This is a genomic window from Desulfovibrio faecalis (assembly GCF_053570625.1).
On the sequence record NZ_JBRBQR010000001.1, the window covers coordinates 348,888 to 368,721 of the forward strand.

The window sequence follows — 19,834 nt, forward strand, 5'->3', positions numbered from 1 at the left end:
TCCAACAGAGCAACTTCAGCAGGCGTAAACGACTGGTTTCTCTGGAGTAAAAAACTAGCACGAAATTTTTTTAAAGAAACTTTAATTTTACCATCCGTTGTTTGCGATACACAGTTATTGCAGGCTAAATCACAAGGCTCAACTTTATGTATTCCGAATAGTGGTTTAATATATAAGAGAATTAGTTCTTCAAATTGCTCATTTGTAATCATTGTAATTGCCCATAATATTAAAATAAAATCTCACAGATATGGCGAAAATATCCAGCAGGCGGCATTGCGCAGCTTTACGGGCAGGGACAGGGCAGCAAGGTAATCCCTGGTGATTTCGCGCCCCGTGATGATGGCCCGGTCTATGTGGGCAGTGATCTGGTCGTGCACATCCGGGTTGAACACTTCCATGTTCAGCTCAAAATTCAGGCGCAGGCTGCGGGCGTCCAGATTGGCCGAACCTATCTGCGAATAGTAGCCGTCCACGGCCAGCAGCTTGGTGTGGGCAAAGGGGGGCTGCTGGTACCACACGCGCACGCCCGCTTCCAGCAGGGTGGGCAGCAGGCGGTATTGCGCCCAGTGCACGTAGAACAGATTGTTTTTTTCAGGCAGCACAACGCGCACGTCCACGCCGCGTTGCCCGGCGGAGCGCAGGGCGGAGACAAGACCGTGCGAGGGCAGAAAGTAGGGCGTCATGATGCGCACGGAGCGCCGGGCCGCATTGATGACGGCGCAGTAGATGTCGTTGAGGATATCCGCCTCGGAGCCGGGGCCGTCCATAATGATACGGCAGCGGCTTTCGCCGCGCGGCAGGGTGGTGGCTGGCGGCAGGGGGGTGTAGTTATTGGTGCAGAAACCCCAGTTGAGCAAAAATGCGCGGCGCAGCTGGTCCACAATGGGGCCTTCGCACTGAAAGTGCATGTCCTGCACGTACTTGGCCTTGCCTGCGGCGATGTTGTCGTCCGCAATGTTCATGCCGCCGGTAAAGGCCACGGTGTCGCACACCAGCATTTTGCGGTGGTTGCGCAGGTTGATGCTGAAATTGGGCGGAAACAGGCGCGGCGGCATGAACAGAGCCACGCGCACCCCGCGTTTGGCAAGCTTTTTCCACGGCTTGCGCAGGGAATAGAGCATGCCGATACCGTCCACCAACAGGCGGGCGTCCACGCCGCGCTCCGCAGCACGGGCCAGGGCCTCGCCAAAGGCCGTCGCAACCTGACCTGCGTTGAAAATATAGGTGCAGAGAAAAACGTGATCCTTGGCATTGTCTATGGCAGCAAGCATGGCCGGGTATGCCTGATCGCCGTTGCGCAAAGGGGCGACGGCATTGCCGGTGCTCAGGTGCTGCTCGGTGAGTACACGCCCGATGTGTTCCATGCGGGCTATGCTGTCAGGGATATTTTCCGGTGGGACCTTGGAAAAGGGCGGATGGGCGTAATCCGGCTCCAGAGGCTGCTGGCGCCGCATGATGCGGCTGGCCCTGCTTTCTGCTCTGCTGATGCCAAAACAGGCGTACAGAATGGGGCCTACAACAGGCAGAAACAGGGCCGTGACCGTCCAGCCAAGGGCAGCGCGGGGGTCATGTTTGGTCAGCAGGGCGTGGCAGACGGCAACCCACGAAAGTATGTGGGCGACAATGAGGCCCAGTGTTTCAAAAAATAGCAGCATTGTTTTCCCACAGTGAGAGCGCGTCAGCAGTGGGTGCGCGCGGTTAAAGGCCGGGCGGGCAGGGCGTCTGCGTAAAGGATTGGTTAATTACCAGTCTTTACAAAGCTTATTGCTCCGCCACAGCCAGAGCAGATGGCGCGGCGCCTAGCGGCGTATGGCCAGCAGCGGCGTGTCGGTATTGCGCAGCACACGCTCTGTAATGGAACCGAGCAGCATGTCTTGCAGCCCATCGCGCCCATCAGTGAACATGATGATAAGGTCGGCATTTTCTTCATGCGCCGCGCGGATGATGGTTTCAGCCGTGGTGCCTTCTTCTACGCGGCAGCGCACAGACCCGGCGGGCTTTTCCATTTCCGCCACCACAGTGTTCAACAGTGTCTGTCCCTTGGCCTTCTGTTCCGCCAAAAGCTCGGCGTGGGCCTCGCCACCCACAATCTGGGGCAGCGGCTCAAAAATGTGCAGGAGGACAATATCGCCGCAGGCAAGATTTTTGGCGTGATTCAGGGCAGACTTGGCACGGCTGAGGCCGTTTTTGCCGCTCACAGGTATAAGAATGGTCTTGTACATGGTTTCCCTTGGGTCAAAGGTTTATCTTAATGTCGATTGCACTTGCTGAAAGCGGCCGCTCAGCGGCGCGGTGTCAGGCCGATGCGGTTGCGTTCAACCGCCACGGCCAGCTCGGGCAGCAGGTCGCGCAGTGCGTTCATGTCATTGGCCTTGGCGGCTCGCTCCACACAACGGGCCATTCGGGCCAGCACGCGGAAGCCAAAGGCGTCGGATTCCGTGGCAATGCGGTTGGCCGCATCACCCACCACCGCGCAGCGGCGGTTTTTGAAGCCCTGTTGGGCATCGTCCATGGCGGCATCAAGCCGTGCCACTAGCTGCGGAATGGTTTGATCCGTTTCGCGCGGGGCTGTGGGCTGCACAGGAGCCTGCGGCGCAAATGCGGCAGGTTGTGGTTCCGAGGTTCTCTGTTCCGCAGGGACCGCACGATGGCTCTCGGCCTCAGGGGCCTGTGCCGCTGCTGTTTCACCGGAGTGAACGCCTTGAGGCCCATGCTGAGCGTTGTCATGCCCATTATGGCGCAGCGCCTCTGCGGCGCCTGCAATGAAATTCATGATGGAATTGCCAGTTGTCTTGCCCTTGAGATGAGCGGCGGTACGCTGGGGTTCCGCAACGTTGGCAGAAACATCGGCAGATGCCCCCGCGCGGGGTGCGCCAACGTGCGCGGGGGGCGCGGCCTGCGCATCATCCTGACGGGGCATGGCCGCCAGATCCGCCATGAGGTCAGGCTTGCCGCCGGGCAGAGGCTCGTTGTCAGCCCCAAGGGGGCGGTCGCCAGCGCTGCCCAGCAATTTGAGAATGAGCCGCCCGGTTGCGGTGCGGGGCATTTCAGCCTGACGGGCACGTTTTTCATCTGCGGTATGCCCGGAATCCCGCTTGGGGGCTTGGTTGGCCATGCCGGAGGTATCCTCCTGCATGGCGGGCTTGGTCATGGGCATGGGTTCGCCAACCCATTCCCCAGGGTGCGCGAGGCTGGGGCTGATATAGCTTTTTTCTTCTCTGGCAGGCGCAGCAACGGGTCGAGTGGCAGCGGCGGCAGACAGGGCATCCCGTGCGGCTGGCTGTGGCATGGCTTGCCCAGAGTCTTGCCCAAAGCCTTGCGCAGGTCGGGGCGCAGACTGCGCCACAGGGTTGGCTGTTTTGATGGGGGTGCCAATGGGCATTGGCTCACCCACCCATTCATCCTGAAGGCTGTAAGTATCCCATGCGCCCTTGCCAGCAGGCGCGGGGACATCAAAGGCTGCGGTGTTGACAGGAGACAGCGTGGCTTCTCCAGCTCTGCCGGTCATGGCCTTGAGCGGGTCGGCGCTTTCGGCGGCGGGCTGCTCTGCTGCTTCGGGCATATCTGAATCCGAAGGCAGGGAAGCCTCAAGAAATTCTGCCGGGGTAACTGTTTCCCTGGTCGCAGGGGTTGGCCCGGGATGCTGTTCTGGCTCGGGCCATGCAAGGGTTTCAAGGGCGTCAGGCGTCTTGTCCGCCGGGGCAGGCATTTGCTCCGTTGCTTCTGGAACAGGTGTGACTACGGGCGTATCTGTGACGAGTTCCGCCTGTTCCACTGGTGCAGAGGCGGAGCTCTCTTGCAGTGCTGCCGCATCCTCGGCTTCGGATTCTCGTGCTGGTTCAGGCTCAGGCTCGCTCGCTTGGGCAGCAGGGGCTTCTGCCGCCCACTGCGGGCCTTCCAGGCCAGCCGAGGCCATAAATTCTGCGTCAGTGTTGTTCGCCGCCTGCGCGGGTTCCTGCTGCGTGGTCGCCGTGTCAGCTTTCTGCGGCTCTTCTGCCAATGGCTCCGGCAAAATCTCCGCAATAATTTCCGGCTGCGCTTCGGGCTGATACTCTGCTTCGGCCTGTATGCTGAGAGGCTCGGGTTGGGCCGTATTGGACAAAATATCCAGCGGTTCAGGCTGCTGTGGCGCTGTTTGTTCTTCTCCCGGAGCTGCTTCCTTTTCGATCTGGGCATCGTCAAAAGGAGCAGGGACAGCGGCGGCAGGTTCCTCCAAGGAAGTTTCTGGAGTGTTCGGCATGGTGGAAAGCGCCTGCCCGGCATCCTGTGCTGCGTTTTCGGGGGGCAAAAGATCTGTCAGCTCAATGGGCGCGTCTTCTTCTGCCTGCGAGGAATCTTCCATCATGGGCAGCAGCATGTCGGACTGGTCGGCAGTGCCAAAATTCAAGGATTGCGGGGAAGACAGCAACCCTTCATGCGACAGCGGCATTGTCAACAGCTGAGAATCCATGGATGCGCCAGTGTCCGGCAGGGCATTCTGCAAGGATGCATCGTGGCCGAAGAGATCGGGCAGATGGTTTTGCTCCTGTGCCTGTACTATGGGTGCAGCATTGGTTGGCAGGCTCTCGGATTTGGACAAGCCTTCCTCGTGAGCGGGCAGGGAAATTTCCTCTGCCGGCGGCACAGGATCGTGTTCTTCTGCCGCAGGGGCAGGGGCCGACACGGGTGGTACGGCCGGGCCGTGGCCTGTAAATCCTGCTTCATCCAGCACTTCGCGCAGGGTAGCGGCAAAGGCTTCCGCATCCACAGGCTCGAGCAGGGCGTGGGTGTACCCCGTGTCTGCCAGTTCATCCCAGCGGGTATTGTCCTTGGTGACGGCAAGGGCCTTGAACACGGGCAGCCCGGCCTTGAGGGCTTCGGCCTCAAAGCGGCCCAGAGCGTCCGCCTCTGCGGGGCCGTCATGGGGATACTGGGCCACGAGCATGAGTGCGGGAGCTTCGCGGTTGCATTCCAGCGCCTCGCGCATGCTGCGGGCCTGGGTGCTGTTGCAGCCAAGGGTGGTTATCATGTGGGCCAAGGCCTGCCGGTCAACGGCGCTTTCGGCCACCACGGTAATGGTGGGCGCGCGCTGTGGTTCCGGCGCAGCTTCTGTTCCGGTTTCGTTCTCCAGCGGCTTCAGGCGCAGGGTAAAGGCAATAGATGTTCCCTGCGGGCCGCATTCCACATTGAGGTAACCGCTGTTGGAACCGGCCAATTCCCATGCACGGGTGAGCGCCAGCGAAGATCTGTCGCGCGGCGGAATACCCGCCCCGGTGTCGGTCACGGTAAACAGCAGATGGGCCGGATCGGCGGTTTCGGGTACACGCCGCACAGAAAGGTGCACTGCACCCCTTGTGGTGGCTCGCACGGCGCTTTCAAGCAGCAGACCGAGGGTTTCGCGCAGGGCTTTGGCCTGTCCTTCATACATGTGGCCCAGCAGTGGGGGCATGTACCACGCAAGGCCAATTCCTGAATTCTCGGCGGTGGTGGTCACGGCATCGTGCGCCTCGCGGACAAGATGCTGCAGGTTGAAGGCCACGCGCTGTTCGCCAACGCTGGTCTGGTCCAGGTCTTTGCCAGGATTGTCAATAATTCTGGCAAGATCACCAGCCGCACCAAGCATGTTCTCAGCATACTGACGCACCGCAGGGGGCAGAGAGCAATGGCCGAGAGCAGCACCCTCGCGCATGAGGCGATCCAGCGGCGGGCGCAGCAGGTTTTCCCACATGCCGGGGTCAACGGCGGAGGCTGATTTTTTCTGGTTTCTGGCAGGCGCTGCAACTGGTTCCAGATCGGAATTGTCAGAAATATCCACTGGCAGGGCGGAAAAGTCAGCAGCGGTTTTGCCTGAGACGGCAGAGGGAGGCAAGAGACGCAGATTCGGGTCGTCCAGCGGTGTATCAAGACTGATGGGGGCATCGTTTGCCCCGGCGCCTAGGCTGGAACTGATCAGCGCCGCATCCAGCGCGGCGGCGTTACGTTTGCTCGCTGCTGCGGATTCGCGCTTTGTGGCCTTGTTGGTTTCTTCGGCTTGGGCAGCGTCACGCGGCAGGCCTGTTCCGGCAATGAGCAGGGCGCTCAGGGCCGTGCCCCACAGGGGAGCAGAAGCCAGCAGATTTGCGGCGTAGCCGTAATCAAGCCCCTTGACGCCCGCAGCCACAAACAGGGGTGGCACAAGGCAGCCCAAAAGAAAACGCCGTGAGCCGCCAAGCCCCATGAGGGCCCCGCCAAGGGCGCTCAGGGTAAAGATCGCCGTGCAGGCAGGCCAGAGGGAAAGAAAACGGATGCTCCAGCTAAAACCAGGAAGCAGCGGCAGCAGGGCTAGTGCCGCTCCCGGCAGGGAAAGCAATATAAACTGGGCGTCCAACAGGGGGGAGCGGCCCCTCGTGCGCATAAGATGACGGCCCACATGGGGCAGGAGCATAAGCGCCAGACCTGGCGCAAGCACCGCCAGGGCCTGATTCAGGGTTATGCTGCCGGAGCCGTAGGCAGGCATGCCAAATATGCCTTGCGCCAGAGCAACGCCTACGTAAAGCGCTGTCCAGATGCGCCACTGGCCTCTTTCGGAGAGTCCGCGCAAAAGGCACAACAGCATGACCACGGCAAGAGCCAGCAAGGCGGCTGTGCCCGCAAGGCTGCCCCAGTTGGAGGCTGCGTCCTGCGGGCTGCGCAGCATGGGTGAAAACCAGATGCCCGGCAGGCCGTCGAGACGGATGTAGCAGGTGATCGGGTCGGCCCCCGGCTCGGGCAGCAACATCACATTGCGGTGGCTCGGGAGAATCTCGCGCCATTCAACGCTGTCTGTCGCCGGGTTGGCGGCGGGTTCGTACAGAACAGGGTCAGCCGGAATATCCGGCCCCATGTCCAGCAGCATTGCCTGTGAGCGTCCCCCTGCGGGCATTGGGGCCAGGGTAAAGCGCAGCCACATCACGCCGGTGACTCGCGGCAGTTCCTTGACGTTCAGGGGTTTGAACATCTGGCTGTTGGAAGGGGCGGCAGCCTCCTCCACATCCATGGTTCCCGTCACGTCAATAAAGTATTGCAGGTCGGGCAGCAGCGGCGTGTTTGCAGAACGCAACACGGGCGGAATCATGCCGCTGTGCGCCGTGGACGGCGCTCCAATACCTGCGCATGCTATGCACAAAAAAAGGGCGCAGGCGCGCAGCAACGCACGCAAAATGCCGGAGGAAGTGAGAGTCATGGTCGTTCCGCCTGTAAGATCACCGATCTATCTATGGTCTTTCCCCCTTCAGGCGCGAATGCGCCTCCAAATCCGATGCAGGGGGCGGTTTGTCGTGCTGGGACGGCTTTTGGCCGCAGCTGTGCCTAGCGCAGGTTTCTGATTACATCAGAAACGGACTGCCCGTCAGGCGCGCGCGCAGCGGGGTTGACTGCCAGCAGGCGCTGCCATGCCTTCATGGCGTCGTCCTTGCGCTTGAGGTCGAAGTAAAGCACCACGCCCTCGTTGAACATGGCGTTTTCATGCCGGGGATTGACGCTGGAAGCGCGGCGGAAGCTCGCCACGGCCTTGTCGTATTCGCCAAGCTCGCGGTACATGATGCCAAGGTCGGTCAGCACATCGGCATTGTCCGGGGCAAGAGCCAGCGAACGCTCGTAGGCGCTGGCGGCCTTACGCGACTGACCGGTGTCAAAATAGAGGTTGCCAAGGTCTGTCCAGTTCTGCGCGTCCTTTGGGTTGGCAAGGACGTTTTGTTCCATGGAGACGATTTTGGCTGCCAGTTCGGGCGGAATGGGGGGCTGGTTGTCCTGCTTGGTCTGGCCGGAAGGCTGAGCAGCAGGCTGCCCCGGGGCCTGAGCTGTCGCCTGCGTCTGACCTGCGGGCGTCTGCTGCGCAGGCTCCTGCGTGAATATTGACGGCACAAGGCTGCCCACATAAACGCCCAGCACGAGGGCCACGGCGATGCCTACAAAAAAAACACCCTTGCTGACCTTGCTGATGCCGTGGGCCTGTTCAGCCTGGGGGGCGGTTTCCGGGGTGGATGTGGTGTCGGCGGGCGCGGAAGTCTGCGCGGCCGTGGGAGTGTCTGCGGACTTTTTTGGGGGCTTTTTGTTTGCCATGTATTCCTCGTGGCTTGGGAAATATCTTTATCCATCAGCCTACAACCGGAGGAAAAAAGAGGCAAGCCCGCAGCTTGCGCACCCCTGCGCCATCCTCTGGTTCAGCGTGTCCCTCCACCGTGAACAATGCGGTATATGCCAACCGAAGCCAGAACCACGATGCTCAGGATCAGATACATGCCGCTGTAGCCCATTGAGGGAATAAGGTGGCCGAATATGTACGGCCCAAGGCCGATGCCAAGGTCAAAAAAAATGTAGAATGTTGTGGTTGCCTGCGCATAGCGCGAGCGTGAAACCAGCGAGAGGGATACCGCCTGCCCCACAGATTGAAAGTTGGCAAAGCCCACGCCCAATAGCAGGCCCGCGCACAGCAGCACGGCGGCGCTTTCGGCGCGCGAAAGCACCAAAAGAGCCAGAGCCGTGAGCAGCAGGGCGGGGTACAAAATCACGTGTTCGCCATGCCGATCAAACAGGCGGCCGCTATGGGGCCGCGTGAGCAGTGCCGCCCCAGCGTAACACAGAAAAAAAATGCTGGCTGCGCCCGTGAGTCCGTGCTCAGCCGCAAAGGAAGGCAAGAATGCCTGTATGCAGCCATAGCTTGGGCATACGACAAGAGCTACCAGTGAAAAGCGCACCACACGCGGATCAATATAGCTGTACAGGCTCAAGACCGGACGCGATGGCTGGCGCATGGGCGGCAGGTTGCGCAAAAAGCAGAAAATACCCAGGCACAGCAGGCTGATGCCCGCATTGAGCAGCATGAGAGTGTGGTATCCGTATCTGAGGGAAAGAAAGATGCCTAAAAATGGCCCAAAAGCCAGAGCCAGTGCGGCACTCATGGTAAAAAGGCCTATGCCCAGGCCGTGAAACCGTACAGGAACCACATAGGCCACAATGGCTCCTGTGGCAGTTCCGGCAACGCCTATGCCAAAGCCGGCCGCAAAGCGCTGCACAAAAAGTATGGGCAGAGAATCCACCAGAAACAGGCCGCCAATGCTTGCGGTAAACAGCAGCAGGCCCGCAAGCAGGCAGGGTTTGCCCCCAAATGTGGAAAGCTGGTTGCCGGTAAGGAACCTCCCCACAAGGCAGCCGATGACCATGATACCGGAGGTCAGCCCTGCTGTACTCAGACTGGTGCCAAAGGTTTTTTGCACATGGGCCGTGCCGGTCACAAAGATGAGATAGTAGTCCGTCATCAACAGCAGATTGATGACGGTGACAACCAAAAAGTTGCCCCGGCAAATGGCAGCAAAGGCCTCAATGAAACCTGCTTCTGTCTGCCGGGCCGCTGGGCCGTGAAGGTACTTCCTGGGCATGGCCTGACCTCCATAACAGGGTTCAAGACATTTCGTTGCGCTCGCAACGATTTATGGCCCCCTGCCCACGCACTTGTCAAGGCAAGCACCTCGAGCGTAGCCTTTTTTGCGGCCTTGCCTGCCGCAATCTATTGGGAGTCGGCTCGCAGAGTCTGCTGACAACCAGCCACAGGAATATGTCATGGAACTTGTCTACAAATGGATCACGCTGGCCAACCGGCATTACTACATGTACCTCAACCGGGCGCTTGCGCCTTTTGGCATCAACAGCAGCCAGTATCTGTTCATTCTCAATCTGTGCCGCGACCCTGGCATCACTCAGGACAAGTTGCCCGAACGTATCTGCGTGAACAAAAGCAACGTTGCCCGTACGCTGGCCCAGCTTGAAAAGAAAGGGCTTATCCGGCGGCAGGTTAATCCTGTGGACAAGCGGACGGCGGCGGTTTTTCCCACCGAGCGGGCGCGGGAGCTGTATCCGCAGATAATGGAAGTTATTGCAACATGGGACGATGCTGTGACCAGCGTGCTCAGCGCCCAGGAAAAGGAAAATCTGCTGGAATTCATGCAGCGAGTTGCGGACAAGGCCGCTGCCCTGCGCGGGGCAAGCACTGCTTCCCTCAGAAAGTAGGGCAGTTTTCGCTAAGCGCTTGTGTCTTGTGACCTTTACGGGATATGTTGCGCCAAAGGCCATTGCGCCTTGATATGCGGTTTGCGGGAGGAGCGTCATGCTCAGCATTTTTGATCTGTTCAAGATCGGCATCGGGCCGTCCAGTTCCCATACCATTGGCCCCATGATTGCGGGCAAAGCCTTTGCGGGCGAGCTTGCGGTTTTGGGCATGCTGCCCATGGTAGGCCGGGTAAAGGTTGAGCTTTACGGTTCGCTGGCGCTTACCGGCGAGGGGCACGGCACCATTGGGGCCGTGCTGGCAGGGCTTGAAGGCGAGGAACCACAGGAAGTGGACATTGCCCATATGGCCCGCCGCACTGCGGATCTGCAAAACAATGCCAATCTGGTGCTCATGTGCGCCTACACCATCCCTTTTAATTTTGAGCGCGATGTGTGCCAGCACAAGGGCATATTTTTACCCAAACATTCCAATGCTATGACGCTTTCGGCCTTTAGCGCAGACGGCGTGCTGATATATTCCAAAAATTTCTATTCCATCGGCGGCGGGTTTATCCGCACGGACGAGGATTTTGACAGCCCGCGCGAACTGTACGCCACGCCCCCCCATCCCTACGAAAAAGCCTCGGAGCTTTTTGATATCTGCGCCCGCGAAAACAAAACCATCGCGCAGATCGTTATGGCCAACGAAGTGTTCTGGCGGTCTGAAAGCGAGGTCAATGAGCGCGTAACGGCCATCATAGACGTCATGCGCGAAGCCGTAGAACGCGGCTGCTATACTGACGGCGTGCTGCCGGGCGGGTACAATGTGCGCCGTCGCGCCCCTAACCTGCTGCGCAAGGTCAGCGCCCTGCAAGCAGCCGGGCGGCGCGACCTCAGTCTGTGGCCCATGCTCTATGCCTTTGCCGTGGCGGAAGAAAACGCCTCCGGCGGGCGCATTGTGACCGCTCCCACCAATGGCGCGGCGGGCATTGTGCCCGCAGTGCTGCTGTACTATCTGAATTTTTACCCCCATGCCACGGATGACGGCGCACGCGATTTTCTGCTCACTGCCGGGGCTATTGGCCTGTTCTACAAGCTCAATGCGTCCATTTCCGGCGCGGAGGTGGGCTGCCAGGGCGAAGTGGGCGTGGCCTGCTCCATGGCTGCTGGCGCGTACTGCGCGGTTACGGGCGGCAACGTCAAGCAGGTGGAAGTGGCGGCGGAAATCGGCATGGAGCACAACCTCGGCCTTACCTGTGATCCTGTGGGGGGGCTGGTGCAGATTCCCTGCATCGAGCGCAACGGCGTGGCCGCAGAGCGCGCGGTCAACTGCGCCCAGTTGTCGCGGCTGGAAGACGGACGGCAGCGGGTGATCTCGCTGGATGATATCATTGAAGTCATGTACCGTACCGGGCTTGATTTGCAGTCGCGCTACAAGGAGACCTCGCTCGGCGGGCTGGCCGAGGCCGTAGCAAAGGTTATGGAGCGCAAAAAAATGGCGCCGGGGGCATCCGGCAAATAGGTGTGAACATATTTTTTTCCTTGGGGACGAGCGAAGAAAACGCGGCTGCAAAGCCGCGTTTTCTTATTGATGGGTACAAGGTAGTTGGAAATATAATCAACTCTTGAGTATTTACATGGCAACAATCAGAATGGAGAAGTAAAACAGGCTGGACAAGGCTTTTACAATGGAGAAAATTTTATGTTTATGTGGTAATCTACTTGGTAGATTTGTGTGAATTGTGAAGTACCGCAAACAATTTTTTGGTAGATATTGTAATTTGTCTTTTTTTGATGCAACAATCCGCAAGACTTATAATATTTGCGAATGCATTTTAATTTATGACAGCATATCGACAAAATATAAAAAATAAGGGAGTGTTTTTTATACCGTACGTAGCATCTGGGGTAGTGTGGACATATGCCTTACGTGGTGTCTGGTTAAACAGAGTACCGATCTGGCGTATATTAAAATGCGCAGTGCTTGAATATAATTGGATAAAAAGTGCTAACATCTTTTTTGTCCAGATTTAAGACATTGCAGCAATGGATTTGATCATGCTCCATAGTGCTCTTTATGCTGCCGGTTGTACGTCCTGAAACCTGTAACACTGGAAGTGCAAGATGAAAAAAGTATGTTTTGCAATCGTGCTGGCGGCCATGCTTGCCTTGCCCATGACTGCCTCGGCAAAGAGCGACAAAATAGATTTCGGCAAGCTGCCTTGCAGTTCATTTGTGCAGTTGGACGCCCAGACCATGACCATGTTCTATTTCTGGCTTGATGGTTACGCCAGCGCCAAAACTGGCGACACGACTCTGGATGTCAACGCTGTGGAAAACAATCTGACCCAGATCATGAAGGTCTGCAAGCAGAGCCCCAACAAGACCGTGCTTTCGGTTATTGCCGACTAATAGCTCAAGGGGCGGACCGTAAGGCCCGCCCCTGATTCTTGGGGAGAATGCCTTAAGCGCTCTGCTATGATTTTTTCAGGGGCAGATTCGCCTGACGGGGCGCAGCCGTATTTGCGGCAGATGGGCTGTCGTTTCCAAAAGCAAAAAGCTTGTCCGCCAGTTTACGGTGTGCAGCGGGCATTGCCAGTGTGTCCAGCTCTTGCGGCGTGACCCAGCGGGCTTCGGTGGCGGCAGAAAGCAGCGGCGGCTGCGGCGGTGCTATCTGCGAATCCGGCGCGTCCGCGCTGTCAAACTCAAGGCCAAAGCAGTGCAGCGTCAGTCGGTAGGTGGTGTATCCGTGCCGGATAATCCCGTGCTGCGCCGCCACGCGCACGGCAAATCCCGTTTCTTCCATAAATTCCCGCACGGTGGCCTGTTCCGGGCTTTCGTCCGGCTCGACCCGTCCGCCAGGAAATTCCCACAGGTTGCCCCACACGCCAGCAGGCGGGCGCTTCTGCACAAATAGCCTGTTGCCGTAGCGCAAAACCCCGGTCACGGCGTTGACGGGCGTGATGGTGGCTCGCTTGCCAGGCACAGGGCGCTGGTCTGTGATACCCAGATGCAGGCTGATGCAGAACCGTGCCAGCGGGCACTCTGCGCAGCGCGGCTTTTTGCTGCAAACAAGCGCCCCAAGCTCCATCATGGCCTGATTGTGCTCGCGCGACTTGCCCTCGGGCACCAGCCGCAAGGCCCATCGGTGAATGATGCCCGCTGCCGGGTTCTGCTTTACGGGGCTGTCCACATCAAAAATGCGCGCAATAACGCGTTCCACATTGGCGTCCACGCACGGCAACTTCTCGCCAAAGGCAATGCTTGCCACCGCGCCTGCCGTGTAGGGGCCAACACCGGGCAGACTTCGGATGGCTTCAAGCTCCGAGGGGAAAACGCCGCCGTGTTCCGCCATGATTTTGCGGGCGGCGGTCAGGATATGTCTGGCGCGCGAATAGTAGCCAAGGCCTTCCCACTGACGCAGCACGTCTTCCTCGCTGGCGGCGGCAAGCGTGGCTATGTCCGGGAAGCGCTGCATCCAGCGGTTAAAATAGCTGACGCCACGCTCCATCTGGGTTTGCTGAAGCATGACTTCGGAAATCCATACTTCGTAGGGCGTGTAGTTGACCCGCCACGGCAGGCGGCGCTGGTTTGCGGCAAACCAGCCGAGCAGGGCGTTCTGCAGTTCGCCAAGATGATCCTGGGGCGGCAGATGCACGCTTGTTGCGGCCTGTTCCGGTATACCCGGCAGTGTTGCCGGCTGGGGCTTGGAAGTCTTGCGGTTCATGCTGCAAGCCTATACCGGGAAACGGGCATTGTCATCCGCGCTTCCATACCCTATATTCGCGCCAATGGCGGGGGAACGCCCGCTGTGCAGAATAACCATTCAAGGAGCACCCATGTCCGACAATCCTACGGTTTTGCTGGAGACTTCCTCCGGCGACATTCTTGTGGAGCTTTATGCCGACAAGGCCCCCCAAACCGTTGCCAATTTTTTGAAATATGTGGATGACGGCTTTTACGCCAACACCATTTTCCACCGCGTTATCCCCGGTTTCATGATTCAGGGCGGCGGCCTTGGCGCGCGCATGGACGAAAAGACCACCCGCGAGCCTGTAACCAACGAAGCAGACAACGGCCTCAAGAACGAGCGCGGCACCCTGGCCATGGCCCGCACCCGCGATCCCCACAGCGCCACCGCCCAGTTCTTCATCAATCTGGTGGACAACGATTTTCTCAACCACAGCTCCCCCACGCCTGACGGCTGGGGTTACTGCGTTTTCGGCAAAGTGACCGAAGGCATGGAGAATGTGGATAAAATTGCCAAGGTTAAGACCAAGACCGTGGGCTTTCATGAAAATGTGCCCACCGACATGGTGCTGATCACCGGGGCAAGCCGCTTCGAATAAATGGCGTAGCAGGCTTTGCCTGCAACGCTGTCGCACAAAACCGCCGTATGCCCGCAGTTGCGGCGCTGCGGCGGTTTTGTGCTTGAGCGGCCTGTTACGCACAAGCAATCTGTGCGCCAAACCTGAAAAAAGAGGAAAAGTCATGTCCAGAGACATCGTTGCCGCCCTTGAAGAACCCTATCAGCGCTCCTGGGCCCTGCTGGCCCAGTTTATGGACATTTGCCCCGAAAACATCTGGGCCGAAACCAACGGCGGCTGGCCCGTGTGGCAGCAGGTTGCCCACACCATTGCCGTGCTGAACTTCTTTATTCTTGAAAGTGACGATGAAACCTTTTTGCCCGCGCCTGCCACCATTGGCGTGCTAATGCTCAAGGAGCAGGGCAAGGATGTTGTGGGCAAAGAAGCCATGCAGACCTACGGAAAATCTGTGAAGGCAGCAGTGGACGCACGGCTGGTGGCGCTTTCCAATGCCGACCTGACCAGGGTGCAGGAGCGCGTGAGCAAAAAGATTGGCCGGGATCTCACCTATGCAGCCATGATTGCCATGCTGGCCTCGCACACCACCTACCATCTGGGTTCCTGTGATGCGGCTTTGCGGGATCACGGCTTGCCGGGCGTGTTCTAGCTGTAACCGTATTTTGCTTGTTGGCAGGGTGTGTTGCGGCAAGCTTTGAGTCTGCCGCAGACACCCGCGCCGTCTGCGTATCACGACAAGGGCGGGCAGCGGCGCAATTTTTTTTGATAAAGCATCTGGAACAGCTTGACTCGGCAGCGTGGAGCCTTAACTAAAAATCATAGCTTGAACGTATGTTTTTTCGGCAAACGTTGCCGCCAAAAACAAAACTATAGATTTGAGCGCAACCTGCACTAAGCGGGAGGTTGTTATGGCTACCTGGAAGAACGATCCCGACCATTCGCACCTTGGTTTTGTGGTGCGGCATCTCATGATTACCGACATAAACGGTCGATTTGCAGACGTTGCCATTGATCTTGAAACAGCCAAGGATGACCTTTCTGACGCTGTTTTTACCATGACGGCCAAGGCTGTGAGCATTGACACCCATGTGCATGTGCGGGACGAACATTTGCGTTCGCCGGATTTTTTTGATGTGGCGCAGCACCCCGAGGTTACCTTCCAGAGTTCGTCTGTACGTCTTGGGCCGGATCATGCAGGAACCATCACTGGTCTGCTCGAAATGCGTGGAGCCGCGCGGGAAGTGACGTTCAACATCACAGCCAGCGACCGTATCACCAATCCCATCAACAACAAGGAAACGCAGTCTTTCAGCATCACTGGTGAGGTGAATCGCAGCGACTTTGGTATTGGCCCCAACATCCCGGCAGCCATTGTGGGCGACAGTGTAAAGGTGGCGGCCAACTTTGAAGTTTCGCCTGCCTAGGCATCTGAATATTGAGATGTTTTGCGGGGGGTCTTTGAGTTGAGAACCCCCGCAAGATATGGGCAAGTCTTGTTGGTTCCGCCCATTGTTTTGATGCTTGCATGCGCCTGAAACAGCTCACTTATGATTGCTTTTTGCCTCCGATCTTTCCCACCACGCGAAATCCGGCCCAGCCATACCCCGGGTTACGTTTAAAAGCCGCTCCTGCTAACAGGGGCGGCTTTTAATTCTTCTGGCCATGCATTACTTCTCCACAAAAAAGGCCGGGTACAGATGCCCCGGCCTGATGGCCCTGGCGGGCCAATATGTATTTAAAATCTTACTGGATCTTGCAGTTGCCATCGTTGCAGTCTTCGGTGGCAATCACAGGCGTAGCCTGGAACAATACCACCTGTTCGCGTCCCTTGTTGGTAATGACCACCACGGTAATGCGCATGAGGCCTTCGGGCAGAGCCGGAGTGGCCTTGGCCTTGAGGTAGCCTGTGCCGGTGATGAGCTTGGCGTCGCTGATCAGGGCCGTGCGGGCATTGGTGAAGGTCAGGCGGTCAATGACCAGTTCCTTGCTCTTGATGGTATTGATGAAGTGTTCCTTGTCCTCAATGTGCCCGTTGGCGTTGATATGCCAGTAGTTGGGGGCCAGCAGGGTTTCAAGGGCCGGGACGTCGCCTGTCATCACAGCTTCTGTATAGAGCGCCACGGTGTCAGCCTTGGCGTGGGCAAGCCCGCCGGAAAGGGCGATCACAAGGGCGATGAACACAGTGGTTACTTGCAGAATCTTCATGATATCCTCCCTGAATGGGCTGTTGGGGCGGCCAGAACGAAAATTGCCAATGTGCACGGATTCTTCTATGATTATGAGTAAAGAGTTAAGCAAAACTTTTCCATTGTAAAGAAAATATCTATCATCAAGCCGGATTTCCTGGCATTTTTTACTGTGAGGCATATGTTTTCATGTTAACCAGCATTTTGCAAACCATTGGCAACACTCCCATGCTGCGGCTTGATCTTTCGCGCGATCTACCCGGCACTGTCTGGCTGAAGCTTGAAAACCGCAATCCAGGCGGTTCCATTAAGGATCGCGTGGCCTTTCACCTTGTTGGCGAAGCTTTGGAAGAAGGGCGCGTTGAACCGGGCGGTGTGCTGGTGGAGGCCACCAGTGGCAATATGGGCATTGGTATGGCTCTGGTTGCCTCGGTGCGTGGCTTTCGCTGCATACTGACCATGCCCGAATCCATGAGCGTTGAGCGCCGCAACCTGCTGCGGGCGCTGGGCGCAGAGCTTGTACTCACCCCGGCGGAAGAAGGCATGAGCGGCGCAGTGGCGGCTGCAAAGCGAATTGCCGATGAACAGGATGCCTTTGTACTCGGCCAGTTTACCAATCCGCAGGCTGTAGTGGCCCATTACAAGACCACCGGGCCGGAAATTTTCAAGGACAGCGTGGGCAAGATGGACGTGCTGGTCGCGGGCGTTGGCTCCGGCTCGACCATCACGGGCGTCGGGCGGTACCTCAAGGAGCGCATTCCCGGCTTCAGGGTGGTGGCCGTGGAGCCAGCCGCTTCGCCGGTGCTTTCTGGCGGCAAACCCGGCCCCCACCTTATTCAGGGTATTGGCGCAGACTTTGTGCCAGCTATCCTTGATCGCGCGCTGCTGGACGAAATCATCCAGATGGACGGCGAGGAAGCCATAAGAACCGCCCGTCTGCTCATGGAAAACGGCATCATGGCGGGCATATCCACAGGCTCCAACGTGCGCGCGGCCCTTGACCTTGCGGCGCGGCCAGAAATGCAGGACAAGAATATCGTTACCTTTGCCTGCGACACGGGCGAACGCTACATGTCAACGCGGTTGTTTCAGGGGATATAGACAGCTGGCAAGCTGGCCTTACACCTGATTCATGACGGTATTTTCTATGCCAATGCCCTCAGTTTGATATGTTCCCCGTTTTGTGCGAAACAGAAAAATATGAAAAAAACTGTCTTTTCGGCCTGCATGGCTAAATATTTGCACTCGGCAACCGATAAGAGAGTCAGCGTAAGCTTCGCTCACCGGCTGGCAGCAAACAGGTTCAGGTCTGCCGTCCGACATTAACGGGCCTCAGCCCAACGGAGAGCATTTCCATGGCGCAGACCAACATCCTGCTGGAAACCGGCACCAATGAGCTGGAAATTGTGGAATTTTTCGTCAACCAGGACGGTTACGAAGCCCACTATGGCCTTAACGTGGCCAAGGTGGTTGAAATTGGCCGTCGCCAGCCGGTGACTGCCATGCCGGAAATGCGCCATAAAGCACTTTTGGGCGCGTTTCTGCACCGCAATGGCCGTGTGGTGCCGCTGATTGATATGGCTCAGTTTCTGGGCAGTGGGCCCATTGAAAACGAAGACGCCAAGGTTATCGTCACCGAATTCAACGGCGTATGTACGGGCTTTCTGGTGTCGGGTGTCAACCGCATCTATCGGCTGAGCTGGACGGATGTGGAAGCGCCGGGGCAGTTTTTGCAGAATGTGAGCCGCAGCTCGGTAACGGGCGTGGTGCGGCTGGAAGAGCGCGTGATCTTTTTGCTGGATCTTGAATCCATCGTAGCCGAACTGCATCCGGCCATGGCCATGCGCTTTGACGCCTCCGACATGCGCCACAGCGGGGAAAAAGTTTACAATATCCTACACGTGGATGATTCAAGCAGTATCCGTAGTCTGCTGCTTGACCTGCTCAACAAGGAAGGCCGCTTCACGGTAACGCAGAAGGTCAACGGGCAGGAAGCCTGGGATTACCTGAAGGTACTGCGCGACCGCTGCGAGGCCGAAGATCGCCCCATTTCCGATTTCATTCACGGCGTCATCACAGACATAGAAATGCCCGGCATGGATGGTCTGGCCCTGTGCAAGCACATCAAGGATGAAAGAGTCCTTAAAAAGTTGCCTGTGGCCATCTTCTCTTCCATGATCAACGAGCCTCTTGCCAAGAAATGCGCTGTTGTGGGGGCTGACGTGCAGTATACCAAGCCCGATCTCAAAGTGCTTTCCGTCAAGCTGTACGATCTGGTGACCGAAGCCTGGGGCTAAGGCCTTTTTCGCTTAAAATGTTCTGAAGGCCCTCTCCCATTGGTCAAGCAATGAGAGAGGGCCTTCTTGTATTGAAATATCTGCGATTTTAACGCGCAACCCCCTCTCGGGTAGGGACACGAGAGGGGGCGCGCATGGGGCGGCCAGGGGTAGGGGCCGCCTTTTGTCACTATGATCAGGGCTGATTAGCCCATCTTGGTGGCGTCAATCACGTTGTAGTCGAGGCCCAGTTCCTTGCCGGGGATACCCAGGGCAAGGCCCACAAGCTGCGAAAGGTGCAGCACGGGCACACGGGCTTTCGACTTGGCTATATCCTGCGCTGCTTCCTGATAAATGTCGAGCTGCATCTGGCAGAGCGGGCAGGGGGTTACGATGCAGGCTGCGCCGGAGGTCGCCGCGCTGTCCACAATCTGGCTGGTCATGCGCATGACGGATTTTTCCGCCGGATACACGGCATGGAAGCCGCAGCAGTCCAGCCGCTTGGCAAAGGGAACCGTCTGCCCGCCAAGGGCGGCCACCACGGTTTCAAAGCTCGAGGGATTCACCGAGCTTTCAAAGCCAAGGGCGGATTCTGGCCGCAGGCTGTGACAGCCGTAGAAGGCCGCCACTTTAAGGCCCGTAAGCGGCTTGGTCACCTTGCTCTTGAGGGTCTGGGCGTTTTGCGCCAGAACCCAGAGCAGGCTGGTGATGTCGCTGGTGCCGTTATAGGTCATGTTGCCCTTGGCAAGAAAGGTGTTGATACGGTCCTTCTTGCCGCCGTCAAGCTCTGCCTTGGCGCGGCGCAGCATGAGCAGGCAGGTGCTGCACGAGGTCAACACGGGCAGGCCCATTTTTTCGGCCAGGGCGATGTTGCGGGCGTTGGCAACCAAGGTCGCCACGGGGTCCACATCTTGAGCCTGTGAAGCGCCGCAGCAGCTCCAGCCGGGGATTTCCTTGAGTTTGATGCCAAGCCTCGGGGCCACGGCCTCAAGAGCCATCTTGGATTCCTTGGCGGCCTGAGTCAGCACGCAGCCGGGAAAAAAGGCGAATTCGGTCTGCATAC

At 58.0% G+C, this 19,834-nt stretch carries 16 protein-coding genes; 8 read left to right on the plus strand and 8 right to left on the minus strand.

Annotated elements, in window-relative coordinates; all coding sequences use genetic code 11:
• Positions 1-242 precede the first annotated feature (242 nt).
• The 5 genes from ACUZ79_RS01450 to ACUZ79_RS01470 all read right to left on the minus strand — a co-directional run bounded on the left by ACUZ79_RS01450 (position 243) and on the right by ACUZ79_RS01470 (position 9,377).
• Positions 243-1,658 (minus strand): phospholipase D-like domain-containing protein, encoded by a 1,416-nt coding sequence (locus ACUZ79_RS01450; protein WP_449250480.1) that lies wholly within the window; start codon positions 1,656-1,658, stop codon positions 243-245.
• A 144-nt stretch (positions 1,659-1,802) separates the two neighbouring features.
• On the minus strand, positions 1,803-2,225 hold the full coding sequence (locus ACUZ79_RS01455; protein WP_449250481.1) for a universal stress protein: 423 nt from the start codon (positions 2,223-2,225) through the stop codon (positions 1,803-1,805).
• Between the two features lie 59 nt (positions 2,226-2,284).
• A complete protein-coding gene (locus tag ACUZ79_RS01460) occupies positions 2,285-7,183 on the minus strand; it encodes a response regulator (protein ID WP_449250482.1) in 4,899 nt (1,632 codons plus the stop codon).
• Between the two features lie 125 nt (positions 7,184-7,308).
• Positions 7,309-8,061, minus strand: coding sequence for a tetratricopeptide repeat protein (locus ACUZ79_RS01465; protein WP_449250483.1), 753 nt, complete (start codon positions 8,059-8,061; stop codon positions 7,309-7,311).
• Positions 8,062-8,162: 101 nt separating this feature from the next.
• Positions 8,163-9,377, minus strand: coding sequence for an MFS transporter (locus ACUZ79_RS01470; protein ID WP_449250484.1), 1,215 nt, complete (start codon positions 9,375-9,377; stop codon positions 8,163-8,165).
• A gap of 181 nt (positions 9,378-9,558) precedes the next feature.
• On the opposite strand from ACUZ79_RS01470, the gene ACUZ79_RS01475 reads away from it, so the two are divergent.
• The 3 genes from ACUZ79_RS01475 (at position 9,559) to ACUZ79_RS01485 (ending at position 12,396) form a co-directional block, all read left to right on the plus strand.
• A complete protein-coding gene (locus ACUZ79_RS01475) occupies positions 9,559-10,005 on the plus strand; it encodes a MarR family winged helix-turn-helix transcriptional regulator (RefSeq protein WP_240823303.1) in 447 nt (148 codons plus the stop codon).
• Positions 10,006-10,102: 97 nt separating this feature from the next.
• Entirely contained in the window at positions 10,103-11,506 is a 1,404-nt protein-coding gene (locus ACUZ79_RS01480) for an L-serine ammonia-lyase (protein ID WP_240823304.1), read from the plus strand.
• A gap of 602 nt (positions 11,507-12,108) precedes the next feature.
• Positions 12,109-12,396, plus strand: a complete 288-nt coding sequence (locus ACUZ79_RS01485) for an HdeA/HdeB family chaperone (RefSeq protein ID WP_240823305.1) — start codon at positions 12,109-12,111, stop codon at positions 12,394-12,396.
• A gap of 64 nt (positions 12,397-12,460) precedes the next feature.
• On the opposite strand, the gene mutY is transcribed toward ACUZ79_RS01485, so the two are convergent.
• Entirely contained in the window at positions 12,461-13,711 is a 1,251-nt protein-coding gene (gene mutY / locus ACUZ79_RS01490) for an A/G-specific adenine glycosylase (protein WP_449250485.1), read from the minus strand.
• A 112-nt stretch (positions 13,712-13,823) separates the two neighbouring features.
• Here mutY and ACUZ79_RS01495 point away from each other — a divergent pair, with 112 nt between their 5' ends.
• The 3 genes from ACUZ79_RS01495 (at position 13,824) to ACUZ79_RS01505 (ending at position 15,733) form a co-directional block, all read left to right on the plus strand.
• Positions 13,824-14,333: a peptidylprolyl isomerase gene (locus ACUZ79_RS01495; RefSeq protein ID WP_215647526.1), complete on the plus strand. Its 510-nt coding sequence runs from the start codon at positions 13,824-13,826 to the stop codon at positions 14,331-14,333.
• 142 nt (positions 14,334-14,475) lie between these two features.
• The gene (locus ACUZ79_RS01500) at positions 14,476-14,958 is read left to right on the plus strand and encodes a DinB family protein (protein WP_449250486.1); all 483 of its coding nucleotides are present in this window, start codon (positions 14,476-14,478) and stop codon (positions 14,956-14,958) included.
• A gap of 259 nt (positions 14,959-15,217) precedes the next feature.
• The gene (locus ACUZ79_RS01505; RefSeq protein WP_449250487.1) at positions 15,218-15,733 is read left to right on the plus strand and encodes a YceI family protein; all 516 of its coding nucleotides are present in this window, start codon (positions 15,218-15,220) and stop codon (positions 15,731-15,733) included.
• Between the two features lie 319 nt (positions 15,734-16,052).
• On the opposite strand, the gene ACUZ79_RS01510 is transcribed toward ACUZ79_RS01505, so the two are convergent.
• Entirely contained in the window at positions 16,053-16,514 is a 462-nt protein-coding gene (locus tag ACUZ79_RS01510) for a nuclear transport factor 2 family protein (RefSeq protein WP_192113173.1), read from the minus strand.
• A gap of 170 nt (positions 16,515-16,684) precedes the next feature.
• Between ACUZ79_RS01510 and cysK the strand changes: the two genes are divergently transcribed.
• Positions 16,685-17,596, plus strand: a complete 912-nt coding sequence (gene cysK / locus ACUZ79_RS01515; protein ID WP_449250488.1) for a cysteine synthase A — start codon at positions 16,685-16,687, stop codon at positions 17,594-17,596.
• A gap of 254 nt (positions 17,597-17,850) precedes the next feature.
• Positions 17,851-18,792 (plus strand): chemotaxis protein, encoded by a 942-nt coding sequence (locus ACUZ79_RS01520; RefSeq protein ID WP_449250489.1) that lies wholly within the window; start codon positions 17,851-17,853, stop codon positions 18,790-18,792.
• A 185-nt stretch (positions 18,793-18,977) separates the two neighbouring features.
• Here the strand turns inward: ACUZ79_RS01520 and sdhE are convergent, their stop codons facing one another.
• On the minus strand, positions 18,978-19,832 hold the full coding sequence (sdhE, locus tag ACUZ79_RS01525) for an 8-methylmenaquinol:fumarate reductase membrane anchor subunit (RefSeq protein WP_449250490.1): 855 nt from the start codon (positions 19,830-19,832) through the stop codon (positions 18,978-18,980).
• Between the last annotated feature and the right edge of the window lie 2 nt (positions 19,833-19,834).

What these genes read in the sequence shown, in the direction of transcription:
- ACUZ79_RS01520 (WP_449250489.1), top strand. Translation starts at nt 17,851, where the DNA reads ATGGCGCAGACCAACATCCTGCTGGAAACCGGCACCAATGAGCTGGAA.
- ACUZ79_RS01505 (WP_449250487.1), top strand. Translation starts at nt 15,218, where the DNA reads ATGGCTACCTGGAAGAACGATCCCGACCATTCGCACCTTGGTTTTGTG.
- ACUZ79_RS01465 (WP_449250483.1), bottom strand. Translation starts at nt 8,061, where the DNA reads ATGGCAAACAAAAAGCCCCCAAAAAAGTCCGCAGACACTCCCACGGCC.
- ACUZ79_RS01460 (WP_449250482.1), bottom strand. Translation starts at nt 7,183, where the DNA reads ATGACTCTCACTTCCTCCGGCATTTTGCGTGCGTTGCTGCGCGCCTGC.
- ACUZ79_RS01500 (WP_449250486.1), top strand. Translation starts at nt 14,476, where the DNA reads ATGTCCAGAGACATCGTTGCCGCCCTTGAAGAACCCTATCAGCGCTCC.
- sdhE (WP_449250490.1), bottom strand. Translation starts at nt 19,832, where the DNA reads ATGCAGACCGAATTCGCCTTTTTTCCCGGCTGCGTGCTGACTCAGGCC.
- ACUZ79_RS01480 (WP_240823304.1), top strand. Translation starts at nt 10,103, where the DNA reads ATGCTCAGCATTTTTGATCTGTTCAAGATCGGCATCGGGCCGTCCAGT.
- ACUZ79_RS01485 (WP_240823305.1), top strand. Translation starts at nt 12,109, where the DNA reads ATGAAAAAAGTATGTTTTGCAATCGTGCTGGCGGCCATGCTTGCCTTG.
- ACUZ79_RS01495 (WP_215647526.1), top strand. Translation starts at nt 13,824, where the DNA reads ATGTCCGACAATCCTACGGTTTTGCTGGAGACTTCCTCCGGCGACATT.
- ACUZ79_RS01510 (WP_192113173.1), bottom strand. Translation starts at nt 16,514, where the DNA reads ATGAAGATTCTGCAAGTAACCACTGTGTTCATCGCCCTTGTGATCGCC.
- mutY (WP_449250485.1), bottom strand. Translation starts at nt 13,711, where the DNA reads ATGAACCGCAAGACTTCCAAGCCCCAGCCGGCAACACTGCCGGGTATA.
- ACUZ79_RS01475 (WP_240823303.1), top strand. Translation starts at nt 9,559, where the DNA reads ATGGAACTTGTCTACAAATGGATCACGCTGGCCAACCGGCATTACTAC.
- ACUZ79_RS01455 (WP_449250481.1), bottom strand. Translation starts at nt 2,225, where the DNA reads ATGTACAAGACCATTCTTATACCTGTGAGCGGCAAAAACGGCCTCAGC.
- ACUZ79_RS01450 (WP_449250480.1), bottom strand. Translation starts at nt 1,658, where the DNA reads ATGCTGCTATTTTTTGAAACACTGGGCCTCATTGTCGCCCACATACTT.
- ACUZ79_RS01470 (WP_449250484.1), bottom strand. Translation starts at nt 9,377, where the DNA reads ATGCCCAGGAAGTACCTTCACGGCCCAGCGGCCCGGCAGACAGAAGCA.
- cysK (WP_449250488.1), top strand. Translation starts at nt 16,685, where the DNA reads ATGTTAACCAGCATTTTGCAAACCATTGGCAACACTCCCATGCTGCGG.